The following is a 25,565-nucleotide window of genomic DNA, read 5'->3' on the forward strand; positions in this document are numbered from 1 at the left end:
TGCCGCCGCGGACGAAGGTCCACTCCTCGCCGACGACGACGTTGTTCACCACCAGGTCATGGCTGCCGGTGCCGAGCAGGCCGACGGTGTCCCAGGTCTGTTCGATCTGCACACTGCGTTGCGGCATCACCGCCAGGCGCGGCAGGTCGAGCTTGTCGCCGTTGCGCGGGGCGATGCCGACGCCGACGATATCGGCGCCCATCGAGCCGCTGGAGTACTTCCAGCGCCCGCTGACGTTGAAGCCACCCGGCACCACTTCGGCGGGTTGCGGGGGGAAGATGCCGCCGGCGAACACGGTGTCGGGGTTTTCGGTGTAGAGCGTGGTGATGGTGTCGATGGGCAAGGCCGCCAGGTACACCGGGCTCATGCCGAAGCTGGCGACCCAACCGGCCGAGCCGTCGGCATGCGACAGGCGCTCGATCATCTGGCAGAACTCAGCGGGCGAGCATTCCAGGCCGCCGAAGCGCTTGGGCACCAGGGCGCGGTACACCCCGTGAGTTTTGAAGGCATCGACCACATCAGCCGACAAATGCCGCTGGCGGTCGAACTCGTGGCGGCGGGCACGGTGGCGGATGTCATCCAGCAGGGCCTCGAAGGCCGGTCCCGAAGCAAGCGCAGACCCGGAGGCTGCGCGCAGGCAAGGCGTATCCATAGACTTTCTCCGTCTCAGGCGCGGTGTGGAGCGGGATCAGGGGGAAGCGGCTTCGCTCAGGAAGCGCCATCACCGGCCAGAGGCGGTGTGAACAACGCGGGATGTCCGGCGGTCGGACACCCCCCGTGCAGGGGGCGAGTCGATTCAAGCGGCATGGTCTGTCTCTCTTGTTGTGGGTGCCGATGAGCCGAATTTGCGATCATTTACGTGAATTGTCAATGGAATATTCACGCTGTATTTACGTGAATTCGCACGCAAATCATGGTACCATTCCTCGCTAAAAACCTACTTACTGTTATGTTTTTAAACGATTTTTTGATAAAAAATCCCATGCAATTCAGTGATTAAAAGTGTTGATACAGGATTTGCTAAGCACAGAATAATCTTAAGAATTAAACAGATTCCGATCAGGCAGCTGCTCGCCTGGCAGGCATTCAGCTCACTGCAACGATCGATTCGACAGGCGTGTGAGCGACTTCAGCCGCGATGGTCGGCGCAGCCGGCCTGACCCAGGCATCGCACCGTAGCAAGTCAGGCAATGTCAGCGTTGGGTCGGCTGCGCCCACCATCGCCGCCCCACCCGCCCATCGCGACCCTCCATGACCCCGATAACGAGCTCCGCGCCCCGGCTTTAGTTGACTTTTCACGTGATCCGCTGCAAATCTCCACGATCTGTCCCGACCCTCCCGCGCTCCCCGAGGTCGCCCATGCCACACCTCAGTACTCGCCACGCGCCCCTGCCTGACCATCGCCTGCACTACCTGCACCTGAGCCACGAGAAAGGCTCCATGCGCGCAGCGGCTGACGTGCTGGGCGTCGCCACGTCGTCGGTGAGCCGGCAGATCGCCCGGCTCGAGCAGGAGCTGGATATCGCGTTGGTCGAGGAAGGCACCCACCGTATTCGCCTGACCCGGGCCGGCGAAGCGGCAGTGGCGTACTACGCGCGCCGTCTGGCCGACTACATCGCGTTCAGTGAAACCCTCGAGGGCCTGCGCAGCCAGCAGGCCGCGACCACCGTAATGGCCATCGGCGAAGGCCTGCTCGGTGCACGGGCGATTCATTCGTTGCAGGCGTTCTTGCGCGATCACGGCGCGCATCAGGCTGAAATCATCAGCGCGCCTTCATTGGAGGTGCAACGCATGGTCTCGGCGGACGAGGCGCACCTGGGGGTGGTGTTTTCGCCCAGCACCACGGGCCGGCTGACGCGGCTGTTCAGCCTGGCGCAACCGCTGCGCCTGATCGTGCACCGCAGCCATCCGCTGGCCGAGCGCAGCATGGTCACGCTGGAGGAGCTGGCGCAGACCTCCCTCGCCCTGCCGGGCCCACGGTTTCGGGTGCGCGAGTTGGTCGATGACGCCTGTCGGGGACGCGACTTCGACATCCTGCCCAGCCTGACCTCGAACTCCCTGGTGGTGCTGCTCGACTACGCCCGCTCCGGGCTGGGCGCCACCTTGCTGGCGGAGCTGCCGATCAGTGATGAGCTCAAGGGCGGCACGCTGCGCGCCATCGCCATCGACTGCCCGGCCATGCAGGCCACCGACATACAGATCGTCACCCGTCGCGGGCGCGTGCTGGAACCGCTGGACCGTGCCCTGGCCCAGGAAATGGCCAAGGCCATGCGTCTGGCCCTCTGACGTTCAGCCGCGCATCACCCCGCTGCGTTTGCGCCACGCCAGCACCAGCCCATAGCACGCCGCACTGCCGACCCCGGCGCAGACCATCACCAGCGCCAAACGCCCAGGGTCGGTGCCCACCACCCTCGCGGTGATGGCGCTGCACCCCGACGCCAGGGCGAACTGCGTGGAAATCGCAAGCCCCGCCGCTGCCCCGGAACGGTTCGGAAACAGCGCCATCAGGCAGGCAATGCTGTTGGCCCCAAGCAGCCCAGTGGCGCCGATGTAGAGCATTACGCACAGCACCAGGTGCACCAGGTTCACAGGCCCGGCAAGGGCGAGGTACAGCAGGCCCGCGCAGGCCAGCAGGGTCAGCAGCACGCCGATGCCGATCATTCGCTGCGGCCCGTGGCGCCTGACCAGCCGCGCGTTGACCAGGGTCAGGCCGATGATCGCGACGAAATTCAGCGCCATCAGCCAGGCGTATTGCCCGGGTGTGAGCCTGAAGTGCTCGGCGTAGACGAACGGCGAGCCGGTCATGAAGCCGAACATGCCGCCCAGCGCCAGGCCCATGCAGCCCATGTAGGCCAGTGCCAGCGGCGCACGCAGCACCGCGACATAGCCCAGAAAGGCGGTGCCCAGCGAGGCGCTGCGCCGGGTGGGCGGCAGGCTTTCCGGCAAGCGCCAGGCGGTGACCACCATGACCACCACCACCAACAGCAGCAGCGCGGCAAAGATGCTGCGCCAACCTGCCAGGGCCAGCAGCGCACTGCCGACGATCGGCGACAGCAAGGTGGCGAGCATGCTCACCAGCTGCATGAGGGTGAGGATGCGCGCCGCTTCGGTCAGGGCGAAACGGTCACTGACCACCGCCCGCCCCAACACTGATGCCCCTGCCCCACCCAACGCCTGAAAGAAGCGCGCCAGCACCAGTTGATCGATGTCGCTGGCGACGATGCACGCCAGCGTGGCGAGGGCGTAGACCCCGCCTGCGGCCAGCAGCAGCGGCCGTCGACCGAAGCGGTCGGCCAGCGGGCCATAGCAGAGCATCCCCAGGCACAAGCCGAACAGGAAAGTGCCAACCGTGGCCTGCACGCTGCTGTTGCTGGCCTGAAGGTCAGCGGCAATGGCGGGCATGGCGGGCAGGTTGATGTCGATCGACAGCGGCACGATCGCGGTCAGCGAGGCCAACAGCAGGACAGTGCCGACAGGGGTTCGGGACATAGGGGATTCACAGGTCGTAGCCCGCTGCGCCGAAGCGCGTCAAGCAGAGGTGAGAGAGGCATGAAGAGTGGGAAATATTACGTGAATTGTCAATAAAAAGGCCGGCACGGCGTGGGCACTGCCACCCGCTTCATTGCGCAAAACGCAACATACTTGCCCGGTTGTGTCATTGAGTGCCCCTGCCCTCGGATTTAGCGTGGAGCCCATAAAGCCACCGGCACACCGGGGCACCAACAAGAAAGAGACCTTGCCATGACCGTGCGCACATTACCCGCGTTACCCCTCCCGAGCATGTTCCGACTGCCACGCCGCCGCCCGCTGGCGCTGCGCGTCTAGCCATACCCCGACCCTTCAGCACGTGCAGCAGCCGCCCCCAGAGATGGCCGCACGACCCTGAACGACTCACCTGCGTGATCCTTGCAGAGGTGCCCTGATGAACGACCTGATTCCCGCCGTAAACCTGCCCGTCGACCCGGCCGAACTGATCCAGCCCGACCGCGTGCACACCTCGCTCTACACCGACCCGGCCCTGTTCGATGCCGAGCTGGAAAAGATCTTCTACTCCACCTGGATCTGGGTCGCCCACGAGAGCGAAATCCCGGAGTCGGGCAGCTACAAGACCACCTACATCGGCAAGCAGCCGGTGATCGTGGTGCGCGACCGCAAGAAGGACATCCACGTGCTGCTCAACCGCTGCCGCCACCGCGGCGCCACGGTGTGCGAGCACAAGAAAGGCAAGACCAACAGCTTCGTCTGCCCGTACCACGGCTGGGGCTATGCCCTGGACGGTTCCCTGCGCGGTATCCCGCATCCGGAAAGCTACGGCGACTGCCTCGACAAGGGCGAACTGCCGCTGGTGAGCCTGCGCACCGAGCGCTATGCCGGGATGATCTTTGCCACCTTCAACGACGCCATCGAACCGCTGGAAGACTTCCTCGGCGCGGCAAAAAAATGGATGGACCTGTTCATGAAACAGGGTGCCGGCTACGGCATCAAGGTGCCGGGCGAGCACCGCTTCCGCTTCCCCGGCAACTGGAAGATCCAGCTGGAAAACACCACCGATGCCTACCACTTCCCGCTAGTGCACAAGAGCTTCCTGTCGTCGGTGGATGAGCAGACGCTGGAGCTGTTCGACTTCGTCAAAGGCCCCGGCTACGTCGAGGATCTGGGCAATGGCCACAGCGTGATGGTGATGATTCCAGACCTCGTTGATCTGGAAACCGAGCTGGATAAACCGATTCCCGAGCGTTTCGAGAACCTCGCCAATGAGCTGCGCAACGAGGGCATCGAAGAACAGCAGGTCCGCCGCATCGTCCGCGCCGTCGGCGGCACCGGCTTCAACCTCAACCTGTTCCCCAACGTCGCCTGCTCCATGGCCTTCTTCCGCGTGCTGCAACCCATCTCGGTGACCGAAACCGAAATCCATCACTCGGTCATCACCATGGACGGCGGCCCGGCAGCCGCCAACCGCTACCGCCTGCGCCTGCACGAACACTTCCAGGGCCCGATGGGCTTCGGCACGCCGGACGATTCCGAGGCCTGGGAGCGGGTGCAGAAAGGCGCCAGCGCCGGTGAAGACCTGTGGATCATGCTCAACCGTGGCCTGCCCGGTGAGCGGGAAAGCGAAGATGGACGCGTATCCGACGTCAGCGCCGAAACCGGCATGCGTGCCGCGTACCAGCAGTGGAAAAAGATGATGTCGCAGGAGGCCAAGTGATGACCCTCAACCTCGAGTTGCTCACCCACGTCACCGCCTTCCTCTGGCAGGAAAACGACATGCTCGACCACGGCGAATACAGCGCCTGGCTCGACCTGTGGACCGACAAAGGCACCTACATCATCCCGATCAATCCGAAGGAAACCGACTTCGAAAACACCCTCAATTACGCCTACGACGACCACCACATGCGCGAGTTGCGCGTGCAGCGCCTGACCGGCGGCGAGTCGATCTCCACCAGCCCGCAACCGCGCACGGTGCGCACGCTGTCGCGTATTCGTGTGCTCAGCGACGACGGCCAGACGGTAACCGTGCGTGCCGCGCAGAACATCCGCGAGTTCCGCAAGGAAAGCCTCAAGCACTACAGCGCCGATCTCACCTACACCCTTGAGCGCGAAGCCGACAGCTTCAAGATCGCGCGCAAGGTCATCAGCCTGATCAACAGCGACGATGCCCTGGCCGGCATCGGCTACATCCTCTGAGGGCCGGGTCATGAGCGAAGCGTTGCTCGATGTCGTTGTTCGCAGTTGCCAGATACAAGGCGGCGAGGTGCTGGTGCTGGAGCTCGCCGCCGCCAATGGTCAGGCCCTGCCGCGCTTTGCGGCCGGTGCCCATGTCGACCTGCATGTGGCGCCAGGGGTCGTGCGCCAGTATTCGCTGTGCGGTGACCCGGCCATGGCCAACGTCTATCGCCTCGGCGTGCTCAAGGATGCACGGTCGCGCGGTGGCTCGAGTGCGGTGCATGCGCAGCTGCAGCCAGGCACGACGACGCGCATCAGCACACCGCGCAACCTGTTTCCGCTGGTCAGCGACGCCCGGCGCAGCCTGCTGATCGGCGGCGGCATCGGCATCACCCCGCTGATCGCCATGGCCCATGCCCTGCACGCTCGGGGCGAGGATTTCGAGCTGCACTACCGGGGCCGTTCGCGCAGCCGCTGCGCCTTCGTCGATGAGCTGCTGGCAGCGCCGTTCGCCGCCCACGTGTTCACCCACTTCAGTGACGACGGTGCGGATCGACAGCTGGACCTTGCTCAAGTGCTCGGTTCGCCGGCAGCGGGTACCCACCTGTATACCTGCGGCCCGGCCGGCTTCATGGACTGGGTCATCGACGGCGCGCGGCAGCAGGGTTACGACGCCGGGCACATCCATTTCGAATACTTCCAGGCCGAGGTCGACACCCGCGGCCAAGGCTTTGAAGTCCAGGCCGTGCGCAGCGGCAAGACCGTGCAGGTGCAGCCCGGCCAGTCGCTGCTGCAGGCGCTGCGCGCCGAAGGCATCGCGGTCGAGGTGTCGTGCGAGCAAGGGGTGTGCGGCACCTGCCTGTGCGATGTGCTCGAAGGCGAGCCGGACCACCGTGACCATTACCTGACCGATGAGGAGAAACAGAGCAACGAGCAGATCGTCGTGTGCTGTTCCCGGGCGCGCAGTGCGCGCTTGGTGCTGGATATCTGACAACAACAAAAACAATACGCGACAGCGCTGCGGGCCATGACCTACAGCCCGCTCGGCCGCCCACCAGGGCCGACCCCAGCGCTGATCGCCATGCCAGGAAACACCCCATGGAACTGAACAAGCCGTTACGTGCGACATCGCTGTGCCTGAGCGTCAGCGCCCTGCTGCCGCTCACGGGCTGGGCCGACGTGATCGACGACAGTCACCTGTCCCTGAACCTGAGAAACCTCTACCTCAACCGTAATTTCACCCAGTCCGATGCACCCGTGTCGAAGGTCGGCAACTGGTCCCAGGGCTTCGACCTGCAGTTCGAATCCGGCTACACCGACACGCCCCTGGCCATCGGCCTGGACCTCAACGGGCAATATGCCGTGCGCCTGGATTCCACCGGCAACGACGGTTCCTTGCCGTTCAGCCGCACGCGGCAGCAAGCCGCCGATGACTACGGCCGCGCGGGCGCCACGCTGAAGCTGAAATACGCCAAGACCTCGGTGAAGATTGGCGACCAGAAGCCCAACTACCCCATCGCGTCCAACGACCCGAGCCGCCAGCTGGACACGATCTACCAGGGCGCGGTGGTCGAGTCCCGCGACATCGACAACCTGACCCTGGTCGGCGGGCGTTTCTGGTCGATCGTCACCCGTGAGTCGTCCAACCACGAGCGCCTGTACCGCTATGGCACACGCGACAGCCAGGACAGCGACGGCCTGGACTTCGTCGGCGCCACCTACGCGCTCACCCCAGGCCTGCAGGCGAGCTACTTCCATGGCGTACTCAACGACATCTACCGGCAGGACTACGGCGGCCTCAAACACAGCGTGAAACTCGCGGACGACTACCTGCTCAAGACCGACATCGGCTACTTCAACAACCGCGAAGACGGCGCCGCACGCGGTGGTGCCGTGGACAACCGCGCCTACTACGGCCTGCTGACCGTGGAAAAGAACGGCCACCTGTTCGGTGCCAGCTACCAGCGCATGACCGGTGACACGGTCTTCCCCACCCTCAACGGCTACGTGCCGCAGTTCTACCTGCCGAACTGGGCCGGGCTGCCCTTCATCCGGCCCGATGAGCGCAGCTGGTCGGTGCGCTACGGCTACAACTTCGCGGCCGTCGGCATTCCCGGGCTCAAGCTGTTCACCCGCTACATCAAGGGCACCGACATCGACCGCGGTGCGGGGCTGTCGCGGGATCAGGAAAGCGAGCGCGACATCATGCTCTCGTACGTGGTGCAGGACGGCCCGCTGAAAGACCTGGGCTTCGAGCTGAAGAACCTGCGCACCCAGCAGCGCTACGGCAACGACTACGACGAGTACCGCCTGATCACCTCCTACACCTGGAAGTTCTGGTAACGGCCCCGGAGAACGCACATGTCCAACCTCAACACGAACATCGGTGAAGACACCGACCCGCGTACCCTGCGCCGCATCGTCATCGCGTCGGTGCTGGGCAATGCGCTGGAGTGGTACGACTTTTTCCTCTATGGCACGGCGGCAGCGCTGATCTTCGGCCCGCTGTTCTTCCCCGGTGGCACCGACCCTGTGCTGGGCACCATGGCTGCCTTCGCAGGCTTGGCCGTGGGCTTTCTGGCGCGGCCCCTGGGCGGGCTGATCTTCGGCCATATCGGTGACAAGGCCGGGCGCAAAAAGGCTTTGGTGATGACCCTCGGTATCATGGGCGCGGCGACCTTTGCCATGGGCCTGCTGCCGACCTTCGAGCAGGTCGGCTACCTGGCGCCGATCTGCCTGGTGCTGCTGCGCATCCTGCAAGGGGTGGCCTCGGGCGGCGAATGGGGCGGCGGTGTGCTGATGCTCAGCGAAAACGCGCCCAAGGGCCGGGTGGGGTTCTTTGCCGCCTGGAGCCAGCTGGGCGTTTCCGGCGGCTTCGTGCTCTCGGCGGCGGCGTTCTATCTGGTCCAGCTGCTGCCCCATGAAGACATGATGAGCTGGGGCTGGCGCATCCCGTTTCTGGCCAGCATCCTGATTTTCGGTGTGGGCGTGTACATCCGTCGCCAACTGCCAGAGAGCAAGGCGTTCGTCGAAGAGCAAGCCACCCAGGGCGCGCCGGAGAAGATCCCGGCCATGCAGGTGCTGCGCGAGCACCCCAAGGCGGTGCTGCAGGCCATGGGCATTCGCATCGCCGAGAACGGCAGCGCGTACCTGTTCCTGGCCTTCACCATCGCCTATGCCAAGTTCACCGGGCTGGACACGCAACTGGTGCTGGCCAGCGTGATGCTGGCGATGATCGTCGAAGCCTTCACCATCGTATTCTGGGGCTGGCTGTCGGACCGCATCGGCCGGCGCACGGTGTATGCCATCGGCTCGGTAGGCCTGATGCTGCTGGCCTTCCCGTTCTTCTGGATGCTCGACACTCACTCGACGCTTTGGGTGTACCTGGCGGCGCTGCTGGGCATGGCCTTCTGTCATGGCGCGATGATCGGCACACAGCCGGCGCTGATGGGCGAGCTGTTCCCGCCCAAGGTGCGCTACACGGGTATGGCCATGGGGCATGAAGTGGCCTCGATCTTCTCCGGTGGCCTGGCGCCGCTGGCGGCCACCGCGCTGTTCAGCGTGTACCACGCGGCCTGGCCGGTGGCAGTGATGCTGATCGTGATGGGCGCCATCACCACCCTGACCTTGCTGACGATCAAGCCGACCCAGCCCTGACCTGACTGACCATCAAGCCGGCCCAGCCCTGAGGCTGAGTGGCAACCGTTTTGCCTGGGCCTTTCCGTGCGGGGAGGGCCTGGGCTTTTTATTGACTGGAGCGTTTCACCTTCATGCGGGAAGCCAACTGTCTTTGACGAACCCCTCACAAACGGTCTCATCAGGCCTTTGTCGACAGCAACGCGGTTCGGGTGGGAGCGGCTTCAGCCGCGATGGACGGCGTAGCCGGCCTGACTAGGGCCACGCGCATCAACAGGCAGAGCACAGCCGCGGCCATTGGGCCGGCTATGCCGTCCATCGCGACTGAAGTCGCTCCCACAGGTTGCACGGTGGCCTGAGAGCGTTTTTTGTGCAGGAACAAGCGATCCTTGTGGGAGCGGCCGGTCCGGCGCTCCGGTCAGCCGCGATTGACGGCGTAGCCGGCCCCAACTGCCTCACCGCGCATCGATCAGGAAAAAGAACACCTCACACGATCCGAACACGCAGATACCTACCCACGCTCAGCCGTCTTCAACCCACACCGTCCTGCCAGGAACCCCCACCCCATGCTCCACGACTACGAACTGATCCGCTTCACCCTCCGCGTGCGCACCCCGTCCCAGGCCCTGCCACGATTGCAAGCCGCGCTCGCAGAAGCCCCCGAAGACGTCGAGCTGGTCGGCTGCTGGCTCTCGGAAATCGGCCCGCAGAATACGGTTGCGGTGCTGCGCCGTTTCGCCGACGCCAACGCGCGCGACCGCGAACGCCAGCGCGTTCTGCATGCTGCAGATGCCTTCGGGATTGGCGAGTTCCTGCTGGAACAGCGCATCGACGACTACCGCTTGTTCCCGTTCCTGACCCCACTGCCGGCCGGCAACCACGGGCCGTTCTACGAACTGCGCGAATACGACCTGGTGCCCTCGGGCCTGGCGCCGACCTTCGCCGGCTGGCGCAAGGCTGTGGGGCCACGCACCGCCGCGCAGTACTCCCAGGTGTTCGCCGCGTTCTACGCCACCAGCGGCAAGCTGCCGCGCTACCTGCACATCTGGCCTTACGCGAGTCTGGAGCAGCGTTTGCAGGTGCGTACCCAGGCGTTGAAAGACGGGGTCTGGCCACCGGAAAATTCGGCGCCGCAATTGCAGAAGATGGAGTCGGTGGTGTACCTGCCTGTGGCGTTCTCACCGTTGCAGTGAGCGCGAGGTAAATAGGGGTCGGCACGCTGAATGGCATGCCGCCCCATCATCCGTAGTCCCTACGTTTCAGACGATCCGTGGCAGCAGTGCCATCTGCTCCAGCCGCGCGACGAAGGCAGCGAGGCGTTGCTGGCGGTAGCGCACGGTATCGACACCTTGATAGTCATAGAACCCCGCCCCCTCGCGCAGACCGTTGCGCCCGGCATGGAAATTGGCCTGCACCTGCGGTGCCGGCGCGAAGCGCTCGCCCAGCGCGCGGCTGAGGTAGTGCGACGCATGGTAGAGGGTATCGCCGCCGCCCCAGTCGATGAATTCCAGCGCACCGAGCACCGAGAAACGCAGGCCCAGGCCATTGCGCACGGCGGTATCGATGTCGGCAGCGCTCGCCACCCCCTCCTCGACCATGCGCGCCGCTTCATTCATCACCAATGCCTGCAAGCGCGGCACGATGAAGCCGGCGCTGGGGCCGCACACGACCGGCACCTTGCCAATCGCCTGCAGGCATTCACTGAGCCGCTGCACGGCACTGTCCAGGCTGGCTTCGCTGCGGCTGATTTCCACCAAGGGCATGAGATGGGCCGGGTTCAGCCAGTGCGCCACCAGCACCCGCTGCGGGCCCGGCAGCAGCGGCGCCAGGTCGGTGACGCGGAAGGTCGAGGTGGTCGAGGCAATGATCGCGTCCGCATGAGCGTGCTGACCGAGCCAGCCCAGGCCCTCACGCTTGACCTCGAGGCGCTCCGGCAGCGCTTCGAACACCAGCGACTGACCCGCCAGCGCGGCGGCTGCCTGCGGCAAGGGCACCAGGGCGATCCGCGCGATCACCTGACTGCACTGCACGGCGCTCAGCAGCCCGGCGTGGTGCAGGCTGTCCAGCTGATCGCCCAGGCTTTTGCTCAACGCGTCGAAGCAGGCGGTCTGCGCGCAGGCGGCCCGGGCCTTGAGGTCGATCAGGGCCACCGCTTGCCCGGCCAACGCGAACGCCAGGGCGATACCTTCACCCATGCGACCGGCGCCTATGACACACACACTGCTCTCGCGCCCGAGAGCCCGGTCTGCCTGCCCGCTCATGCCCCTGGCCCGTCGTGCAGCAGCCTGTGCATCTGCTCGCGAGTCAGGCCCGCCACGCCGAGATTTTCCAGGGTTCGGCCGTGTTGATAGAAGTCCTCCCCAGCGACCGCGCTGGCCAGTGCCAGCAAGCCGGCTGCCAGCGGCGTGGGTACGCCTGCCCAGCGCGCAATCGAGACCAGCAACGCGAGCCCCAGGCGAGTGTCTTCGAGCATGTAGCGGTGATTGAGCAAGTCGATCTTTTCCCGCCAGTCGCCGCTGTCGGTCAGCTGCTCGTGAGCGCCGTGGCCGTACATCCAAGGCTCGCCATCGTCGCGATAATGGTCGGCCAGGGGAAAGTGCGGCGCGCCATAGCCCAGGGCTTCGCGCACGCGCATGCGTTCAGCATCGAGTGCGCTGGTGACGCGGCGGATCGCCGGCTGCGTGCCCTCGTGATGAATGTCCCAGGCCGGGAAATGCTCCAGCGGGCCTGCGTTCATCAGAATCAACGGTGGGTGAATGATCGGCCCGGCGTTCATCAACGCCGCACTGAGTGCATCCTCGATGGGCTCGACACTCGGGTAGGCCTCGCGCAGCACGGCGAAGGCCTGTGGCGCCAGCCGCGCCGGCAGCACGCCGGTGGGCAGGCGCGTGGCATAGGCGCTGATCACCAGATCGGCCAGGCCGTGCTTGCGCACCAGGTACGGCAAGGTACCGGTCTCAGCGAACGCGACCTGCGCGCGATTGCCGCTGGCCTGCAACGCCTGGGCAAACACCAGACTGCCGAAGGTGCCCGGCGGCAGAAACACCACTTGGCCATCGCCCAGGTGCGGCCCCACCTCGGCGGCCAGTGCCGGGTGGCTGGTGGACGGTAGCGGGATCACCACCAGCGCGGCGCCGGCCAAGGCCTGGGCGAGGTCATCGCACAGCTGCAAACGGTCGTCTGCGCCACCGACGCCGACCCGCCGCGTACCCCGTGCGTCCCTCACGCTCAGCTGACCCTCGGCGCGAAGTGCCTGCAAGGCCGCACGGTCACGACGCCACAGGCGCACCCGGTGACCACGCTCGGCCAGATCGACAGCAGCGGCATAGCAGCCATGGCCGCCGCCCAGAACAGTGATGATCATGTGAACCTCCTGTTGATTAGCCAGCGCTGCGCCCTAACAGTGTTGGGCGCGCAGGCGCTGATCGGTCAGCCCGGATACTGGCGCTGCAAACTCTCGCGAAAATGCCGGCAGCCCTTGCACAGCAAGGCGATGGCAAACAATGAGGCCACCAGGCTGACGATCGACATCGACTCCCCCACCGCCGCAGGCGAGCCGAAATAACGGTCGGTGAGCAACGCCACCAGGGTCGTACCCAAGCCCAGTGCCAACAGATTGTTGACCAGCAGGAACACTGCCGACACCTGCGCACGCACCTGGTTGGGCGAAAGAATCTGCATCGCCGCCGTGGACGCCGGCATCGGGAACGAGGCGAAGAACATCGCCGGCACCAGCAGGCTCACCGACAGCCACAGCTGATCGACCTGGGAATACAGCACTGCCGGCACGATCATGCCCAGCGCACCGATCACGCCCGTGCGCATCGCGGCATCGGTGTAGCCGCGCTTGCCGAGAAAATCGGTCAGCCAGCCACCGAACACTACGCCCGTGGTGTTGGCCAGCAGCAGGATGGTGCCGAGCATGAAACCGGCTTCCTGCGGGCTCATGCCGAACTTGCGGATGTACAGCGCCGGGGTCCAGCTCATCATGCAGAACAGCGCCATGGCGTAGAACGAAAAGCCCAGGTAATGGCAGCTGAAGGTGGCACGGTGGCGGCCGATGAAGCGCAGACCGTCAGCCAGCGCCAGCTTGCGCGGTTGGCCCTGGGCATCGAGCTGCGCGCCCTTGCGCTGCGGATCGCGCACCGTCAGCCAGATCAGCAGGCCGACGATCACCCCCGGCAGGCCCACCAGGATGAACGCCAGCTGCCAGGCTTTCATCGCGCCGAGCAATGCCACCTCGATGGTGTCGGCGTTCTTCAGCAGGGCGATCACGTAGCCGCCGACCAGGAATGCCACACCACCGCCCACGAACGAGCCAATCGAGTACACGCCCACGGCGCGGCCGAGCTTTTCCTTGGGGAACATGTCGCTGAACATCGAGTAGGCCGACGGCGACAGCGCCGCCTCGCCCACGCCGACGCCGATACGTGCGAGGAACATCTGCAGGAAGTTCTTGCTCAGGCCGCACGCGGCGGTGGCCACGCTCCAGAACACCACGCCCAGGGCGATGATCTTCGGCCGCGAAAAGCGGTCGGCCAGGTACGCGATGGGCATGCCCATGAAGGCGTAGAACAGCGAGAACGCCAAGCCATGCAGCAGGCTGAACTGGGTGTCGCTCAAGTTCAGGTCGGCTTTGATCGGCTCGATCATCAGCGCCAGGATCTGCCGGTCCACGAAGGAAAAGATGTAGGCGACCATGCACAGCACGACCACATACCATTCATAGACATAGCGTTTTTTCTGCAGCAGCCGGGTGGGTGAACCGGTGGCGGGAGTAGTCATGTGTCTGAGTTCCTGAAAGAGAACAGCCTGAGGTGATCCGCAGGGCGCACGGGCAGGAGCCCGGAACGAGCGGAACGTGCTGAAAAAAGGCAGTGACCTGTCAGTAACAGGCAGACGACAAGCGTGAAGGGATACGGGGCATGGACATGAGCGGGGCCTTTATTGTTATGGGTGTCGATGTCGGCATGGGGTCTTGCGGGGTCTTTGCAGCGCTACACCGCGCTGAGACCCGGCGCAGCGCACCGGGCCCCAGCCCTGAATCAGCCCTCCTGCAACGCGCGCGGACGCTGGCTGCGCACCTGGGCATCCGGCGCGCTGGCCGCTTGCAGGTGGAAGTCGAAGGCGAGGTCCGCGAAGGTCTCGCCCTCCACGCCCCGGTCACGGGCCTGGGCGGCGTTGGTGACGAAGTTCAAGGCGCCGATCAGGCCGTCGCGAGTGGCGTAGGCGAAGTCGTCCCACAGGTACTGGTCGCCCTCGAAATTGATCTGCGTGGTCAGGTGGCGGCAGCCCGGCGCCGAGATGAAGAAGTGCACGTGGGCCGGGCGTTGGCCGTGGCGGCCGAGCAGGTTCAGGCACTCCTGGGTCGGGCCCTGCGGGTTGCAGCCGTAGCCTGACGGCACGATGCTGCGCGCGCGGTAGCGCCCTTGCGCATCGGTGACGATACGCCGGCGCAGGTTGAACTCGGACTGGCGGCTGTCGAAGTACGAATAGGTGCCCTGGGTGTTGGCGTGCCACAGGTCGACCACCGCGCCCGCCAGTGGCTGGCCCTGCGGGTCGAACACCTGGCCATGGATGAACAGCACGGTGCCAGGGTCGGTGCCGTCGTCCATGCGCGCCTCTGCATGGGACAGCGGCGCGCCGGCCACGTACAGCGGGCCTTCGATGGTGCGCGGGGTGCCGCCGGTCAGGCCCTGTTGCTGATCCTTGGCGTCTTGCAGCAGGTCGAGGAAGTGCTCGATGCCCAGGCCCGCCGCAGCCAGGCCGGCTTCGTTCTGGCCGCCCAGGCGATTGAGGTAATCGACGGCTTTCCAGAACTCGTTCTCGGTGATCTCGAGGTCTTCGACGGTGCGGGCGAGGTCTTGCAACAGACGCAACATGATCTGCTTGAAGCGCGGGCTGCCCTGGTCGTTGTCCAGGCCTGCAACCTTTTCGAAGAAGGCTTGCACCTCGGGGGTATGGGAAATCTTCACGGTCATGGGTGTTCACCTCGAATTGTTGTTATCAGGCGTCAGTTTCAGGGTCGGACGAAGTCGGGCGTGTGCCTCAGCGGTCGTCTGCGTGGATCGACGACGGGTGACGGCACAACCCATCGATCTCGATCTCCATGTACGGGAACAGCGGCAGCTGCATCAGCGTGTCGTGCAGCGCCTCGACGCTCGGTACATCGAACACGCTGTAATTGGCGTAGTGCCCGGCGATGCGCCACAGGTGGCGCCAGGTGCCCTCTTCTTGCAGGCGCTGGGCCAGAGCCTTTTCATCGGCCTTGAGCTGGGCGGCCTGGGCCGGGTCCATGGCGGTGGGCAATTTCACGGTCATCTTGACGTGGAACAGCATGGTGCATCTCCGTGTGGGGGCCGCCTCAGCGGCGAGAGAAACGGGCCAGGCACGTTTCGTCCAGGGTCAGGCCCAGGCCAGGGGTCGCCGGCACGTGCAGGGCAAAATCGTGGTACTGCGGCGGCTCGTTGACGATCTCTTCGGTCAGCAGCAACGGCCCGAACAACTCGGTGCCCCAGGTCAACTGGCGTAGGGTAAGGAAAGCATGGGCCGAGGCCAGCGTGCCGACCGAGCCTTCGAGCATGGTCCCGCCATACAGGGCGATGCCCGCGGCTTCGGCGATCTGCGCGGTGCGCAACACGGCCCGTGGGCCGCCGTTCTTGGCGATCTTCAGGGCGAAGATACTGGCCGCACCGTCAGCGGCCAGGCTGAAGGCGTCTTCGACGCTTTCGATGGACTCATCGGCCATGATCGGTGCCGGGCTGCGTTGATTCAGGCGCACCTGGCCGGAGCGGTTGATGCGCGAGATCGGCTGTTCGATCAGGTCGATGCCGTTATCACCCAGCACCTGGCAAGCGCGCAGGGCCTGGGATTCGTCCCAGTACTGGTTGACGTCGACACGCACGCTGGCCATCTCGCCCAGCTCGCGCTTGATGGCAATGACGTGGGCAAGATCCTGCTCGATCGGGTTGGCGCCGATCTTCAGCTTGAACACGCGGTGGCGGCGGATCTCCAGCATGTGCTGGGCTTCGGCGATGTCGCGCGCGGTGTCGCCGCTGGCCAGTGTCCAGGCCACCTCCAGGCTGTCGCGCACACGCCCGCCGAGCAGTTCGCTGACCGGCAAGCCCAGGCGTTTGCCTTGGGCGTCGAGCAGCGCGCTTTCCAGGCCGGATTTGGCGAAGGTATTGCCCTTGGCCAGCTTGTCGAGCTTGAGCATGGCGGCGTTGATGTTGCCGGCCGGCAACCCGAGCAGCGCCGGGGCCAGGTGCGTGTCGATGTTGGCCTTGATGCCCTCGGGGCTTTCATAACCGTAGGCCAGGCCGCCGATGGTGGTGGCCTCGCCAATGCCTTCGACGCCATCGCTGCAGCGCAGGCGGATGATCACCAGGGTCTGCTGTTGCATGGTGTGCATCGCCAGCTTGTGCGGGCGGATGGTCGGCAGGTCGACGATCACGGCGTCGATGCGCTCGATTACGGGTGCGGTCATTGGCTCTTCTCGTCGCGCCGGCATCAGCTTCTGGCCGGATGATTTACTTGATTATTCAAGCATTGCGCGAGACCCTGCAAAGGTCCAATACCGAATATGTCTGCGACCATACCCTGGAGGTCTGATGGAGCTGCGCCACCTTCGCTACTTCAAAGTGGTCGCCGAGACCCTTAGCTTCACCAAGGCCGCGCAGCAGCTGCACATCGCCCAGCCGCCGCTGAGTCGGCAGATCATCCAGCTCGAAGAGCAGCTCGGCACCGCGTTGCTCTTGCGTGAGCGGCCCCTGCGCCTGACCGAGGCCGGGCACTATTTCCACAAACAGGTGTGCGCGTTGCTCGAGCAGCTCGAAAGCGTCAGTGACAACACCCGACGCATCGGCCAGGGCCAGCGCCAATGGCTGGGCATCGGTTTTGCGCCCTCGACCCTGTACGGCGCCCTGCCCGACCTGATCCGCGCCTTGCGCGAGGACCCGGAGCTTGAGCTGGGTTTGAGCGAGATGACCACCCTGGAGCAGATCGAAGCGCTCAAGAGCGGGCGTATCGACATCGGCTTCGGGCGCTTGCACGTCGAAGATCCTGGCATCGCCCAACAGGTGCTGGCCCAGGATCGGCTGGTCGCGGTACTGCCCAGCGGCCACCCCTTGGCAGGGCAGCCCGTGCACCTGGCGCAACTGGCCAGCGCAGCCTTCGTGCTGTATCCGGCGCAACCGCGGCCCAGCTATGCCGATCACGTGCTGGGGCTGTTCGCGGCGCAAGGGGTGGCGCTACAGGTCAGCCAGTGGGCCAATGAAATGCAGACGGCCATTGGCCTGGTGGCTGCCGGGCTGGGCGTCACCCTGGTGCCGGCGACGGTGCAGCAACAGCACCGCACCGACGTCGACTACGCGCCCGTGCTGGATGCCCATGCGGTCAGCCCGATCATCCTCAGCGCCAGAGCCAGCGATGTCAGCCCGCTGGTGCGGCACTGCATCGACTGGCTCGGGCAGCGCGGTCAGTAGGTGTAACTCACCGACATCAACGCCGTGCGGTCATTGCCCAGCGCCACCGCCTGGGCCAGACCGCCCGCATAGTAGTGGCGGTCGAACAGGTTGTTGACGTTGAGCGCTGCGCGCCAGTGCTCGGCACCGTAGGCCACGCCGACGTTGGCCACCGCGTAGCCTGGCAGGTAATAGCCGCTGGTGTAGCGCTCGCTGACCGCATTCACCCCGCCGTTGAGCTCCCAGCCGCGCGGGCTGCCGTTGAAACGGTAGCGGGCGAACACGTTGGCGGTGTGCCGCGGCACGTTGTTCAGGCGGTCGCCTTCGGTGCTGTTGGCCTGACCGCCGTCGTCGGTGATCACCGCCCAGGTGTAGGCGTAACCGGCGTTGACGCTGAGGCGGTCGGAGATGTCTGCGGTCAGGTCGATCTCGGCGCCGCGGGTGCGCTGCTCGCCGATGGCGACCTTCTGGTCCGGCACGACCGGGTCTGCCTGCAGGACGTTTTGCCGGCGCAGGTCATAGGCGGCCACGGTCAGCAAGGTACGGCCCGGCACGAGGTCGAACTTCACCCCCACTTCCGACTGCTGGCCCTCTTCCGGGGCAAAGGTGCTACCCCCGGCATCGACCCCGGTATTGGGGTAGAACGAGGTGGCATAGCTGACGTACGGACGCACGTTGGGGAACAGCTCGTACATCACGGCCACGGCGCCGGTGGTCTTGTCAGCGGGGCTGGCGTTGCGCTTGTTGCCGAGCTTGTCTTCGCCATAGGTGTCGGAGATGTCATGGCGCAAACCGGCGGTGACCAGCCAGCGGTCGGTGATACGGTAGTTGTCGCGCACATAGCCACCGACCATGCGCACGGTGGTGTCCTGCCATTCACGCGGCGTGGACGGGCAGACGATGTTGGCGCCGTAGACCGGCTGATAGGCGTTCAGGCTGCCGACCTTGCAGGCGAAGTGGCGGGTGCTTTCGCGCGAGCGCAGGTAGTCGACGCCGGCAGTCACATCGTGGCTGCCATAGGGCGTGTCGAACAGGTGCTGCAGGTTGTTATCGACACTCAGCGTGTCGCCATCGAAGTGCTGGTCCTGGGCCGTACGGCTCAGGGTGCGGTTGTTGGCGCCCATGCGCCCGTTGGCCACCAGTTGGCCGTCGAGGCGGAAGGTCTGCCAGCGCAGGTTCTGGTTGAAGGTCCAGTCATCGGCGAAGCGGTGGCTCAGGCTGTAGCCGACGCGGTTGGACACGCCGTGGTACGGGTCCTGGCCCGGCTCGCCGGTGAAGCGGTGCCGCGGCAGGTCACCGTTGGGGTTGGCGTCGATCGAGCCCGACAACGGCAAGCCCTGCTGGCGGGTGTACTGGCGGTCCTGGTGGCTGGCGAGCAGGGTCAGGTCGGTGTCCGGGCCCAGGTCCAGGCTCAGGGATGGCGCGATGTAGTTGTTCTTGAAGCCGACATGGTCGGTGGCGTCGTTGCTGTCGCTGAGCAGGCCGTTGACGCGAATCGCCGCCTTGCCGTTGTCCGACAGCGGCGTGCCGACGTCGAAGGTGCCCTGGCGAAAATCATCGCTGCCGTAGCTGACGCCCAGCGTGGCGAACGGGTCGGCCTTGGGCCGCTTGCTGACCATGTTGACCACCCCACCGGGCATGACCAGGCCGTACTCCATCGAGGCAGGGCCCTTGAGCACCTCGACCTGCTCCAGGCCAAAGATCTGCTCGGCCACGCGGTTGGAGGTGCTGGTGCGCAGGCCATCGAGGAACAGTGAATCGGACGCCACCTGACCGCGAATGATCAAGTCGTCCCAACCGCGCCGACCATATTGCCCCGCCGTCACCCCCGGTACATTGCCGAGGACATCGGCCAGGCTCTGCGACTGCTGGCTGTCCATCACTCCACGCGAGACCACGCTGATGCTGCGTGGGGTTTCGGCTACCGGCACCGCGGACTTGCCGACCTGGGCCGGCGCACCGCTGAAGGTGTCACTGCCCCCGCTGGTGTCGTACACATCGGCGATGGTGCTGGTGGGCAGCTCCACGGCAGCTGGAGCCAGCGTGCCGCTGGCAGTCGAGGGCGCGGCCGCCCAGGCGAGGTGGGGGGTGGTAGCCAGGGCCACGCACAAGACGGGCGAGACGAAGCCTTTACGGCCAGGGATGACAACCTTCATGAACGTCCTAATCGATGATGCCTGCGCGACGCTGCCAGGAAGGGTCTGCACGCGGCCGGTGCTGCAGTGAACCGGGCGCAATGACCGCGCTGGCGGTGCCTGACCGGGCCCCGGCCCCTTCTCGGACAGCCCGGCGTACAGGGGTTACGCCAACGGGGTCTGAGTCGTCATCCATGGGCATAGATGATGCGACGGCGCGACGATACAGATCGACAGACATGAATACAAACGATTTTCATTTGCTAAAGCTGCTTCGTAGTGCAGCACCACGCGATGTCAGCCTCCGTCAGGGCTTGCCCAGGTGCTCATTGACCTGACCCGGAAACGCCCGATCCTGCCGTGGGCTGCAGGCAAAGCGCGCGTTGTAGCGCCGCGCCAGATACGAGGGCGACTCGAAGCCGCAGGCCAGGCTCACCTCGGTGATGCTCATCTCGGTCTGGCGCAGCAGCTGGCGGGCTTTGTCCAGGCGCAGGTCGAGGTAGAAGCGGTTGGGCGTGGTCTCCAGGTGCAGGCGAAACAGCCGCTCCAGCTGGCGCGCGGTGATCGAAACGCCCTGCGCCAGGGCGTCGGTGCGCAAGGGCTGCTCCATGTGCTCGGCCATGCGCCGGATCACATTGACCAGCTTTTTGTTGGTGGTGCCGTAGCGGCCGACGATGTGCGCACGCTGGGGAAACTGCGCCAGGCGCACCGAGCCCATCACCAGTTGCTCGGACACGCGCACTGCCAGCTGCGCGCCATGCTGCTGGCTGATCACGTGCAGCATCAGGTCGATGGTGGCGGCGCCGCCGGCGCAGGTCATGCGGTCGCGGTCGATCTCGAAGGTTTCCAGGGTGGTGAGGATGTTCGGGTAGGACTCACGAAAGGCTTCCAGCGCTTCCCAGTGCAGGGTGACCTTGTAGCCGGCCAGCACCCCCGCGCGGGCCAGTGGGAACACGCCGGTGTCGATGGCGCCCAGCGCGATACGGTTGGTCGCGAGCTGCCGCAGCCAGGCGTGCAGTTTGTCGTCGTAGCAGCGCATCGGCTCATAGGCGGCCACCACGATCACCATGCAGTCGGCCGGCACGGCGCCGAGTGCGTCGTCAGCGCTGATGGTCAGGCCGCTGCAGCTTTCCACCGGCTGGCCATCCAGGCTCAGCGTGCGCCAGCGGTAGTAGCCGGGCTGGAAGCGGTTGGCGATGCGCAGGGTCTCCACGGCGTTGACGAAGGCCGAGGGTGGAAAACCGGGGAGCAAGAGAAACCTGAAGTCCTGGGGCATGTCGTTCTCCGTGACGCGGCAAGCACTGCCACAAGGCGGGGATGATCGCCTTGCGTGGTACTGGCGCCTAGCCATGTTTCAAGCCGGCAACGGTGTTGCATCGCCAGATGCCCGCCTGTGCAACGTGCCAGCAGGTATACACCAATGAGGTCGGTAAAGTACGCAAGAGCGTCGGAATAGTCCGCTCCTGCCCCATGGGAGTTGCGTAATGTTGTTTGGGAGAACGGGCGCGATCCCGCCCGGTGCAAGGACCGCCGGAGGCCTGGAAGGCCCGTGGCCCCTTGCCTGTCTTGCCAACATTCCGCTGCTCTTCATGCCAAGGAACACGCCAACCATGAATCACCCTGCGACCCTCGAACAGCCAATCCCCACGCCCCTGCGCCAGCTGTTGCTGCTGGGCGTGCTGTGCGCCCTGCCCGTCGCCTCGCTGCAGGCCGCCGAGGCCGACAGTTGCAAGACCGTGCGCATGGGCCTGGTCAGCTGGACCGACGTGACCGCCACCAGCAGCGTCGCCAAGGTGCTGCTCGAAGACCTCGGCTACAGCGTCAAGCAGACCACCGCCACGCAGCAGTTGATCATGGCGGGCATTCGCGACAAGCGCCTGGACCTCTATCTGGGCTACTGGCAGCCGCTGATGACCCCCGTGGTGCAGCCGTATATCGATGCCGGGACAATCGTCCAGTTGCCCAAGCCGAGCCTGGAGGATGCGCGCACCACCCTCGCCGTGCCCACCTACCTGTACGACAAGGGCCTGAAAACCTTCGCTGACATCGCCAAGTTCCGCGACAGCCTGGGTGGCAAGATCTATGGGCTGGAGCCAGGCGTCGGCTCGAACCAGATCATCAAGCAGATGATCGACGACGATAAGTTCGGCCTGAAGGGGTTCACCCTCATCGAGTCGAGTGAAAGCGGCATCGTCGCCACCCTCAAACGCGAAGTGCCCAAGCACAAGGACGTGGTGCTCTTCGGCTGGACCCCGCACCCGATGAACGTCAACTTCGACATTTCCTTCCTCAGCGGCAGCGACGACGTGTTCGCCCCCGACGATGGCAAGGCCACGGTCAGCACGCTGACCTCGCCCAACTACCGGCAACAGTGCCCCAACGTGCATCAGCTGCTGGAGAACCTGACCTTCACCGCCGCCGAAGAGAGCGAAATGATGATTCCGATCATGGCGCGCGAGGCCCCCGACCGCGTGGCCAGGCAGTGGCTGGACAAACACCCGCAGCGCCGCGCCGACTGGCTCCAGGGTGTGACCCGCATCGACGGCAGCGCCGCGCGCTGAAGCACCCCGGCACACCGAGCTGGTAGCCCCGCCTGGGCTTCCAGGCCGGTGCACGAGCCCACCGTTCGCCGCGCGCCTGGACACCGACCACCCCGGCACCCACCACCGACTTGCCAGCTGGGTTCGCGCGGCACCCTTGACCGTGCCGAGGACCCCGCGCAGGCCCCATTGGAGGCATCGACGATGAACACTGCACCCGGCGCTGCACTGCGCGCCGCCCTGGCCAACCGCACGCCGCTGATCGGCCCCTGGGTCGGGATTCCGGACCCGACCGTGGTCGAGCTGATGGCCCGGCTCGACAACGATTTCCTCCTGCTCGATGGCGAGCACTCCGCGCTGCCCGCTGCGGCGCTCAGGCCTTTGCTGCCGTGCGCAGAACTGCAGCGCAAGCCGGTGATCTACCGCGTGCCGTCACAGTCGGCCACGCACCTCAAGCACGCACTGGACCTGGGCGTCAGCGGTGTGATGGTGCCGATGGTCGACACCCCGCGCCAGGCCGCCGCCGTCGTTGCGGCCTGCCGCTATGCGCCACTCGGCGCGCGGGGTATCGGCCCATGGCGCGCGTCGGGGTACTACGAGCACTTCACCGACTACCTGGCCTGCGCCAATGACCACACCACGCTGATTCTGCAGCTCGAAAGCACTCTGGGCCTGGCCAACCTCGAGGCCATCGCCGCCGTCGAAGGCTACGACGTACTGTACGTAGGCCCTACCGATCTTGCCGCCGCCATGGGCTTGCCCCTGGGCGAGTTCGGCCCCGACCTGCTGGCCACCCTGCAACGCATCTGCGACGCAGGCCTTGCGGCCGGCAAGACACTGGGCATCGATGCCCCCGGCTCGGCGAGCCTGCCGATGCTGCGCGAGCTGGGTTTCAGCTTCTTCACCCTCGGCTCGGACATGGGCTACCTCAGCGAGGCGGGCCGTGCCCAGGCACGGGAACTGGCGTTACTGGACATTGGGAAACCGCGCACATGATTAGCCTCGAAGAAATCAAGCGCCTGGTCGGCCCCAACGGCTGGATCGACGGCAGTGAGCTGCTGCAACGCCCCGTGGACTTCTGGAACGCCACGCCCACCCAGGCCCTGGGCCTGGCCCGCCCAGCCAGCACCCAGGCATTGTCGGCCCTGCTGGCGGCCTGCAACCGCGCCGGTCAGGCGGTGATCATCGAAGGCGGCCGCACCAACCTGGTCAGCGCCACCCTGGCCAACCCCGATACTCTGCTGATTTCCCTGGAGCGGCTCAATGGCGTGTCGGTGCCTGACCCGCATGCGATGGTCATCGAAGTGGGCGCAGGCGCGGTGATCGAGCATGTGCAGGCGATCTGCGCCGACGCCCAGTTGCGCTTTGGCCTGGATTTCGGCGCCCGCGGCAGCGCCACCCTGGGCGGTGCGCTGTCGACCAACGCCGGCGGCTTCCAGGCCTTGCGCTACGGTGTGGCGCGTGACCAGGTGCTGGGCCTGGAGTGTGTGCTGGCCGACGGCACGGTGCTCAGCCATTTGAGCAGCTACGCCAAGGACAACACCGGGTACGACCTCAAGCACCTGTTCATCGGCTCGGAAGGCACCTTGGGCGTGATCACCCGGGTGATGGTCAAGTTGCACCCCAAACCCACCTCGTCCAACACCGCCCTGCTCGCCTTCGACAGCTTCGCCCACGTGCTTGAAGCGCTGAGCACGTTGCGCCGCAGCCTCAACGGCACGCTGTCGACCTTCGAGCTGATGTGGCAGGAGTTCTTCGAGTTCAACGTCAATGCCCTGCTCAACGGCCGCTCGCCACTGGACATCGGACACCCGTACTATGCGCTGTGCGAGGTCGAGGGGTTCTCCCCGGACACCGATGGCGAGACCTTCCAGACCCTGATCAATGGCCTGTTCGAAAACGGCGTCGTCGTCGACGCGGTCATCGCCAACTCCGAGCGCCAGCGTGCCGAGCTGTGGCGTATTCGCGAAGAGTTCGAAGATGAAATCCAGGCGTTCACGACCATGGTCGACTTTGATGTGTCGCTGCCCTTGCAGCAAATCGAGGCGTTCTCCGATCAGGTGCGGGTGACGCTCGACCGCGAGTTTCCGGAAAACCTCGGCCTGCACGTACTGGCGCATCTGGGCGACGGCAACGTGCACGTCACTACTGGCCTGCCCGACGCCATCCGCAAGGATGAGCTCAAGCGTTGCATCTACCAGATCATCGCCCAGCTCGGCGGCTCGATTTCGGCCGAGCATGGGGTGGGGTTGGCGAAGAAGGATTACCTGCACTATTCAAGAAGCCCGGGGGAGCTGGCGACCATGCGCGCGCTGAAGAGGGCGCTGGACCCGAAGAACATTCTCAATCCGGGCAAGGTGATTGATCTGGCGGGGTGAATGATTGAGCTGCGGCTGCCGCTGCACCCTGCGCAGCGGCCTGCACGCGTCTGCCCTGAAACAATATGCAAAAATCCCGCGCTGGCAAATTGACGCGTAAGGCGCATTGCCATTAATGTTCGCACCCCGCCACAGGATGGCGAAGATTCGTTCAAGGGTTGAAATGATGCAGGGTGTACTTGTTCGCACGGGCAAAAGTGATCAATTCATTGCCATGGGCGAAACCGGCCAACCGGTGTTCCAGGCGGCCCTGCAACTGATCGCCGCCCTGCAGCGACGCAACCCGGAGCTTGCCCGTTTTCTGGCCGTTCCGCAGAGCAACGAGCACGGCACCGTGCTCGACTGGTACAGCCCGATGCCGGGCGAGGTGGTCAGCTGGCGTGCCGCCACCGAAGCGGAGCGTGAGCACGCGCGCGACCAACTGCTGGGCTTTCGCGAACAGATCCAGGCCAGTGCCGCCCAGTTGGTGGAATCGGCCGGCAAGCGCGGCCAGGGTGATCAGGTCATCTTTGGCAAGCTGCTCGGCCTGGTGCCGTTCTGCCCAGGCGAAGACTTCCTCTATCTGGTGCACACCGACCGCGGCATGCAGCCGGTACTGACCTTCTGGGGGTTCGTGCGCAACGCGGCCGACCGCCAGCTCGATCCGCTGTACTTTCTCACGCCACGCCCGGTAGCACCCGCCGCCGCCCCGATGCCAGCGCCTGCAGCGCCCATTGCGCCCGTGACACCTGCGCCCGTGCCGCCACT

At 65.4% G+C, this 25,565-nt stretch carries 21 protein-coding genes and 1 pseudogene; 12 read left to right on the forward strand and 10 right to left on the reverse strand.

The window, feature by feature from the left end; all coding sequences use genetic code 11:
- Positions 1–652, reverse strand: a pseudogene (iacA, locus tag RT028_RS13045) (indole-3-acetate monooxygenase); the annotation flags it as partial.
- A 707-nt stretch (positions 653–1,359) separates the two neighbouring features.
- On the opposite strand from iacA, the gene RT028_RS13050 reads away from it, so the two are divergent.
- A complete protein-coding gene (locus tag RT028_RS13050) occupies positions 1,360–2,286 on the forward strand; it encodes a LysR family transcriptional regulator (RefSeq protein ID WP_312935416.1) in 927 nt (308 codons plus the stop codon).
- A gap of 3 nt (positions 2,287–2,289) precedes the next feature.
- Here the strand turns inward: RT028_RS13050 and RT028_RS13055 are convergent, their stop codons facing one another.
- Entirely contained in the window at positions 2,290–3,489 is a 1,200-nt protein-coding gene (locus RT028_RS13055) for a multidrug effflux MFS transporter (protein WP_312935418.1), read from the reverse strand.
- A gap of 433 nt (positions 3,490–3,922) precedes the next feature.
- On the opposite strand from RT028_RS13055, the gene RT028_RS13060 reads away from it, so the two are divergent.
- The 6 genes from RT028_RS13060 to RT028_RS13085 all read left to right on the forward strand — a co-directional run bounded on the left by RT028_RS13060 (position 3,923) and on the right by RT028_RS13085 (position 10,496).
- Complete coding sequence (locus tag RT028_RS13060; RefSeq protein WP_312935420.1) at positions 3,923–5,206, forward strand: aromatic ring-hydroxylating dioxygenase subunit alpha; 1,284 nt, start codon at positions 3,923–3,925, stop codon at positions 5,204–5,206.
- On the forward strand, positions 5,206–5,688 hold the full coding sequence (locus RT028_RS13065) for an aromatic-ring-hydroxylating dioxygenase subunit beta (RefSeq protein WP_312935421.1): 483 nt from the start codon (positions 5,206–5,208) through the stop codon (positions 5,686–5,688). The genes RT028_RS13060 and RT028_RS13065 overlap by 1 nt, the downstream gene beginning before the upstream one ends.
- 10 nt (positions 5,689–5,698) lie before the next feature.
- Positions 5,699–6,658: a PDR/VanB family oxidoreductase gene (locus tag RT028_RS13070; RefSeq protein WP_312935423.1), complete on the forward strand. Its 960-nt coding sequence runs from the start codon at positions 5,699–5,701 to the stop codon at positions 6,656–6,658.
- Between the two features lie 107 nt (positions 6,659–6,765).
- The gene (locus RT028_RS13075) at positions 6,766–8,010 is read left to right on the forward strand and encodes an OprD family porin (RefSeq protein WP_312935425.1); all 1,245 of its coding nucleotides are present in this window, start codon (positions 6,766–6,768) and stop codon (positions 8,008–8,010) included.
- A gap of 18 nt (positions 8,011–8,028) precedes the next feature.
- Positions 8,029–9,324 carry an MFS transporter gene (locus tag RT028_RS13080; protein WP_312935427.1) on the forward strand — a complete coding sequence of 432 codons (1,296 nt, stop codon included), beginning with the start codon at positions 8,029–8,031 and terminating at the stop codon, positions 9,322–9,324.
- Between the two features lie 545 nt (positions 9,325–9,869).
- On the forward strand, positions 9,870–10,496 hold the full coding sequence (locus RT028_RS13085; RefSeq protein ID WP_312935428.1) for an NIPSNAP family protein: 627 nt from the start codon (positions 9,870–9,872) through the stop codon (positions 10,494–10,496).
- Between the two features lie 66 nt (positions 10,497–10,562).
- On the opposite strand, the gene RT028_RS13090 is transcribed toward RT028_RS13085, so the two are convergent.
- The 6 genes from RT028_RS13090 to RT028_RS13115 form a co-directional block, all read right to left on the reverse strand.
- The gene (locus RT028_RS13090; RefSeq protein WP_312935429.1) at positions 10,563–11,564 is read right to left on the reverse strand and encodes a 3-hydroxybutyryl-CoA dehydrogenase; all 1,002 of its coding nucleotides are present in this window, start codon (positions 11,562–11,564) and stop codon (positions 10,563–10,565) included.
- Positions 11,561–12,667 carry an NAD/NADP-dependent octopine/nopaline dehydrogenase family protein gene (locus RT028_RS13095; protein WP_312935431.1) on the reverse strand — a complete coding sequence of 369 codons (1,107 nt, stop codon included), beginning with the start codon at positions 12,665–12,667 and terminating at the stop codon, positions 11,561–11,563. The genes RT028_RS13090 and RT028_RS13095 overlap by 4 nt, the downstream gene beginning before the upstream one ends.
- 65 nt (positions 12,668–12,732) lie before the next feature.
- Complete coding sequence (locus tag RT028_RS13100) at positions 12,733–14,088, reverse strand: MFS transporter (protein WP_312935433.1); 1,356 nt, start codon at positions 14,086–14,088, stop codon at positions 12,733–12,735.
- Positions 14,089–14,348: 260 nt separating this feature from the next.
- Positions 14,349–15,284, reverse strand: coding sequence for a catechol 1,2-dioxygenase (gene catA, locus RT028_RS13105; protein ID WP_312935434.1), 936 nt, complete (start codon positions 15,282–15,284; stop codon positions 14,349–14,351).
- Positions 15,285–15,351: 67 nt separating this feature from the next.
- Entirely contained in the window at positions 15,352–15,642 is a 291-nt protein-coding gene (catC, locus tag RT028_RS13110) for a muconolactone Delta-isomerase (RefSeq protein ID WP_312935435.1), read from the reverse strand.
- A gap of 25 nt (positions 15,643–15,667) precedes the next feature.
- A complete protein-coding gene (locus RT028_RS13115; protein WP_312935437.1) occupies positions 15,668–16,789 on the reverse strand; it encodes a muconate cycloisomerase family protein in 1,122 nt (373 codons plus the stop codon).
- Positions 16,790–16,913: 124 nt separating this feature from the next.
- On the opposite strand from RT028_RS13115, the gene RT028_RS13120 reads away from it, so the two are divergent.
- Positions 16,914–17,786, forward strand: a complete 873-nt coding sequence (locus RT028_RS13120) for a LysR substrate-binding domain-containing protein (protein ID WP_312935439.1) — start codon at positions 16,914–16,916, stop codon at positions 17,784–17,786.
- Here the strand turns inward: RT028_RS13120 and RT028_RS13125 are convergent.
- Both RT028_RS13125 and RT028_RS13130 read right to left on the reverse strand, forming a co-directional pair.
- Positions 17,780–19,921: a TonB-dependent siderophore receptor gene (locus RT028_RS13125; protein WP_312935440.1), complete on the reverse strand. Its 2,142-nt coding sequence runs from the start codon at positions 19,919–19,921 to the stop codon at positions 17,780–17,782. The two genes, RT028_RS13120 and RT028_RS13125, sit on opposite strands and share 7 nt — an antisense overlap.
- A gap of 286 nt (positions 19,922–20,207) precedes the next feature.
- Positions 20,208–21,176 carry a GlxA family transcriptional regulator gene (locus RT028_RS13130; RefSeq protein ID WP_312935441.1) on the reverse strand — a complete coding sequence of 323 codons (969 nt, stop codon included), beginning with the start codon at positions 21,174–21,176 and terminating at the stop codon, positions 20,208–20,210.
- 334 nt (positions 21,177–21,510) lie between these two features.
- Between RT028_RS13130 and choX the strand changes: the two genes are divergently transcribed.
- The 4 genes from choX to RT028_RS13150 all read left to right on the forward strand — a co-directional run.
- Positions 21,511–22,461: a choline ABC transporter substrate-binding protein gene (gene choX, locus RT028_RS13135; protein ID WP_312935444.1), complete on the forward strand. Its 951-nt coding sequence runs from the start codon at positions 21,511–21,513 to the stop codon at positions 22,459–22,461.
- Positions 22,462–22,644: 183 nt separating this feature from the next.
- Entirely contained in the window at positions 22,645–23,436 is a 792-nt protein-coding gene (locus RT028_RS13140) for an HpcH/HpaI aldolase family protein (protein WP_312935447.1), read from the forward strand.
- Positions 23,433–24,818, forward strand: coding sequence for an FAD-binding oxidoreductase (locus RT028_RS13145; protein WP_312935448.1), 1,386 nt, complete (start codon positions 23,433–23,435; stop codon positions 24,816–24,818). The genes RT028_RS13140 and RT028_RS13145 overlap by 4 nt, the downstream gene beginning before the upstream one ends.
- 166 nt (positions 24,819–24,984) lie before the next feature.
- A partial coding sequence (locus RT028_RS13150) for an SrfA family protein (RefSeq protein WP_312935449.1) occupies positions 24,985–25,565 on the forward strand: 581 nt, incomplete at its 3' end.

Origin of the sequence: Pseudomonas sp., from assembly GCF_032058845.1 — a bacterium.
GTDB lineage: Bacteria > Pseudomonadota > Gammaproteobacteria > Pseudomonadales > Pseudomonadaceae > Aquipseudomonas.

Excerpts from the sequence above, each read along its gene's own strand:
- RT028_RS13140 (WP_312935447.1), top strand. The coding sequence starts at position 22,645 with ATGAACACTGCACCCGGCGCTGCACTGCGCGCCGCCCTGGCCAACCGC.
- catC (WP_312935435.1), bottom strand. The coding sequence starts at position 15,642 with ATGCTGTTCCACGTCAAGATGACCGTGAAATTGCCCACCGCCATGGAC.
- RT028_RS13060 (WP_312935420.1), top strand. The coding sequence starts at position 3,923 with ATGAACGACCTGATTCCCGCCGTAAACCTGCCCGTCGACCCGGCCGAA.
- RT028_RS13115 (WP_312935437.1), bottom strand. The coding sequence starts at position 16,789 with ATGACCGCACCCGTAATCGAGCGCATCGACGCCGTGATCGTCGACCTG.
- RT028_RS13055 (WP_312935418.1), bottom strand. The coding sequence starts at position 3,489 with ATGTCCCGAACCCCTGTCGGCACTGTCCTGCTGTTGGCCTCGCTGACC.
- RT028_RS13100 (WP_312935433.1), bottom strand. The coding sequence starts at position 14,088 with ATGACTACTCCCGCCACCGGTTCACCCACCCGGCTGCTGCAGAAAAAA.
- RT028_RS13125 (WP_312935440.1), bottom strand. The coding sequence starts at position 19,921 with ATGAAGGTTGTCATCCCTGGCCGTAAAGGCTTCGTCTCGCCCGTCTTG.
- choX (WP_312935444.1), top strand. The coding sequence starts at position 21,511 with ATGAATCACCCTGCGACCCTCGAACAGCCAATCCCCACGCCCCTGCGC.
- RT028_RS13050 (WP_312935416.1), top strand. The coding sequence starts at position 1,360 with ATGCCACACCTCAGTACTCGCCACGCGCCCCTGCCTGACCATCGCCTG.
- RT028_RS13070 (WP_312935423.1), top strand. The coding sequence starts at position 5,699 with ATGAGCGAAGCGTTGCTCGATGTCGTTGTTCGCAGTTGCCAGATACAA.
- RT028_RS13120 (WP_312935439.1), top strand. The coding sequence starts at position 16,914 with ATGGAGCTGCGCCACCTTCGCTACTTCAAAGTGGTCGCCGAGACCCTT.
- RT028_RS13145 (WP_312935448.1), top strand. The coding sequence starts at position 23,433 with ATGATTAGCCTCGAAGAAATCAAGCGCCTGGTCGGCCCCAACGGCTGG.
- RT028_RS13075 (WP_312935425.1), top strand. The coding sequence starts at position 6,766 with ATGGAACTGAACAAGCCGTTACGTGCGACATCGCTGTGCCTGAGCGTC.
- RT028_RS13130 (WP_312935441.1), bottom strand. The coding sequence starts at position 21,176 with ATGCCCCAGGACTTCAGGTTTCTCTTGCTCCCCGGTTTTCCACCCTCG.
- RT028_RS13065 (WP_312935421.1), top strand. The coding sequence starts at position 5,206 with ATGACCCTCAACCTCGAGTTGCTCACCCACGTCACCGCCTTCCTCTGG.
- RT028_RS13080 (WP_312935427.1), top strand. The coding sequence starts at position 8,029 with ATGTCCAACCTCAACACGAACATCGGTGAAGACACCGACCCGCGTACC.
- catA (WP_312935434.1), bottom strand. The coding sequence starts at position 15,284 with ATGACCGTGAAGATTTCCCATACCCCCGAGGTGCAAGCCTTCTTCGAA.
- RT028_RS13090 (WP_312935429.1), bottom strand. The coding sequence starts at position 11,564 with ATGAGCGGGCAGGCAGACCGGGCTCTCGGGCGCGAGAGCAGTGTGTGT.
- RT028_RS13085 (WP_312935428.1), top strand. The coding sequence starts at position 9,870 with ATGCTCCACGACTACGAACTGATCCGCTTCACCCTCCGCGTGCGCACC.
- RT028_RS13095 (WP_312935431.1), bottom strand. The coding sequence starts at position 12,667 with ATGATCATCACTGTTCTGGGCGGCGGCCATGGCTGCTATGCCGCTGCT.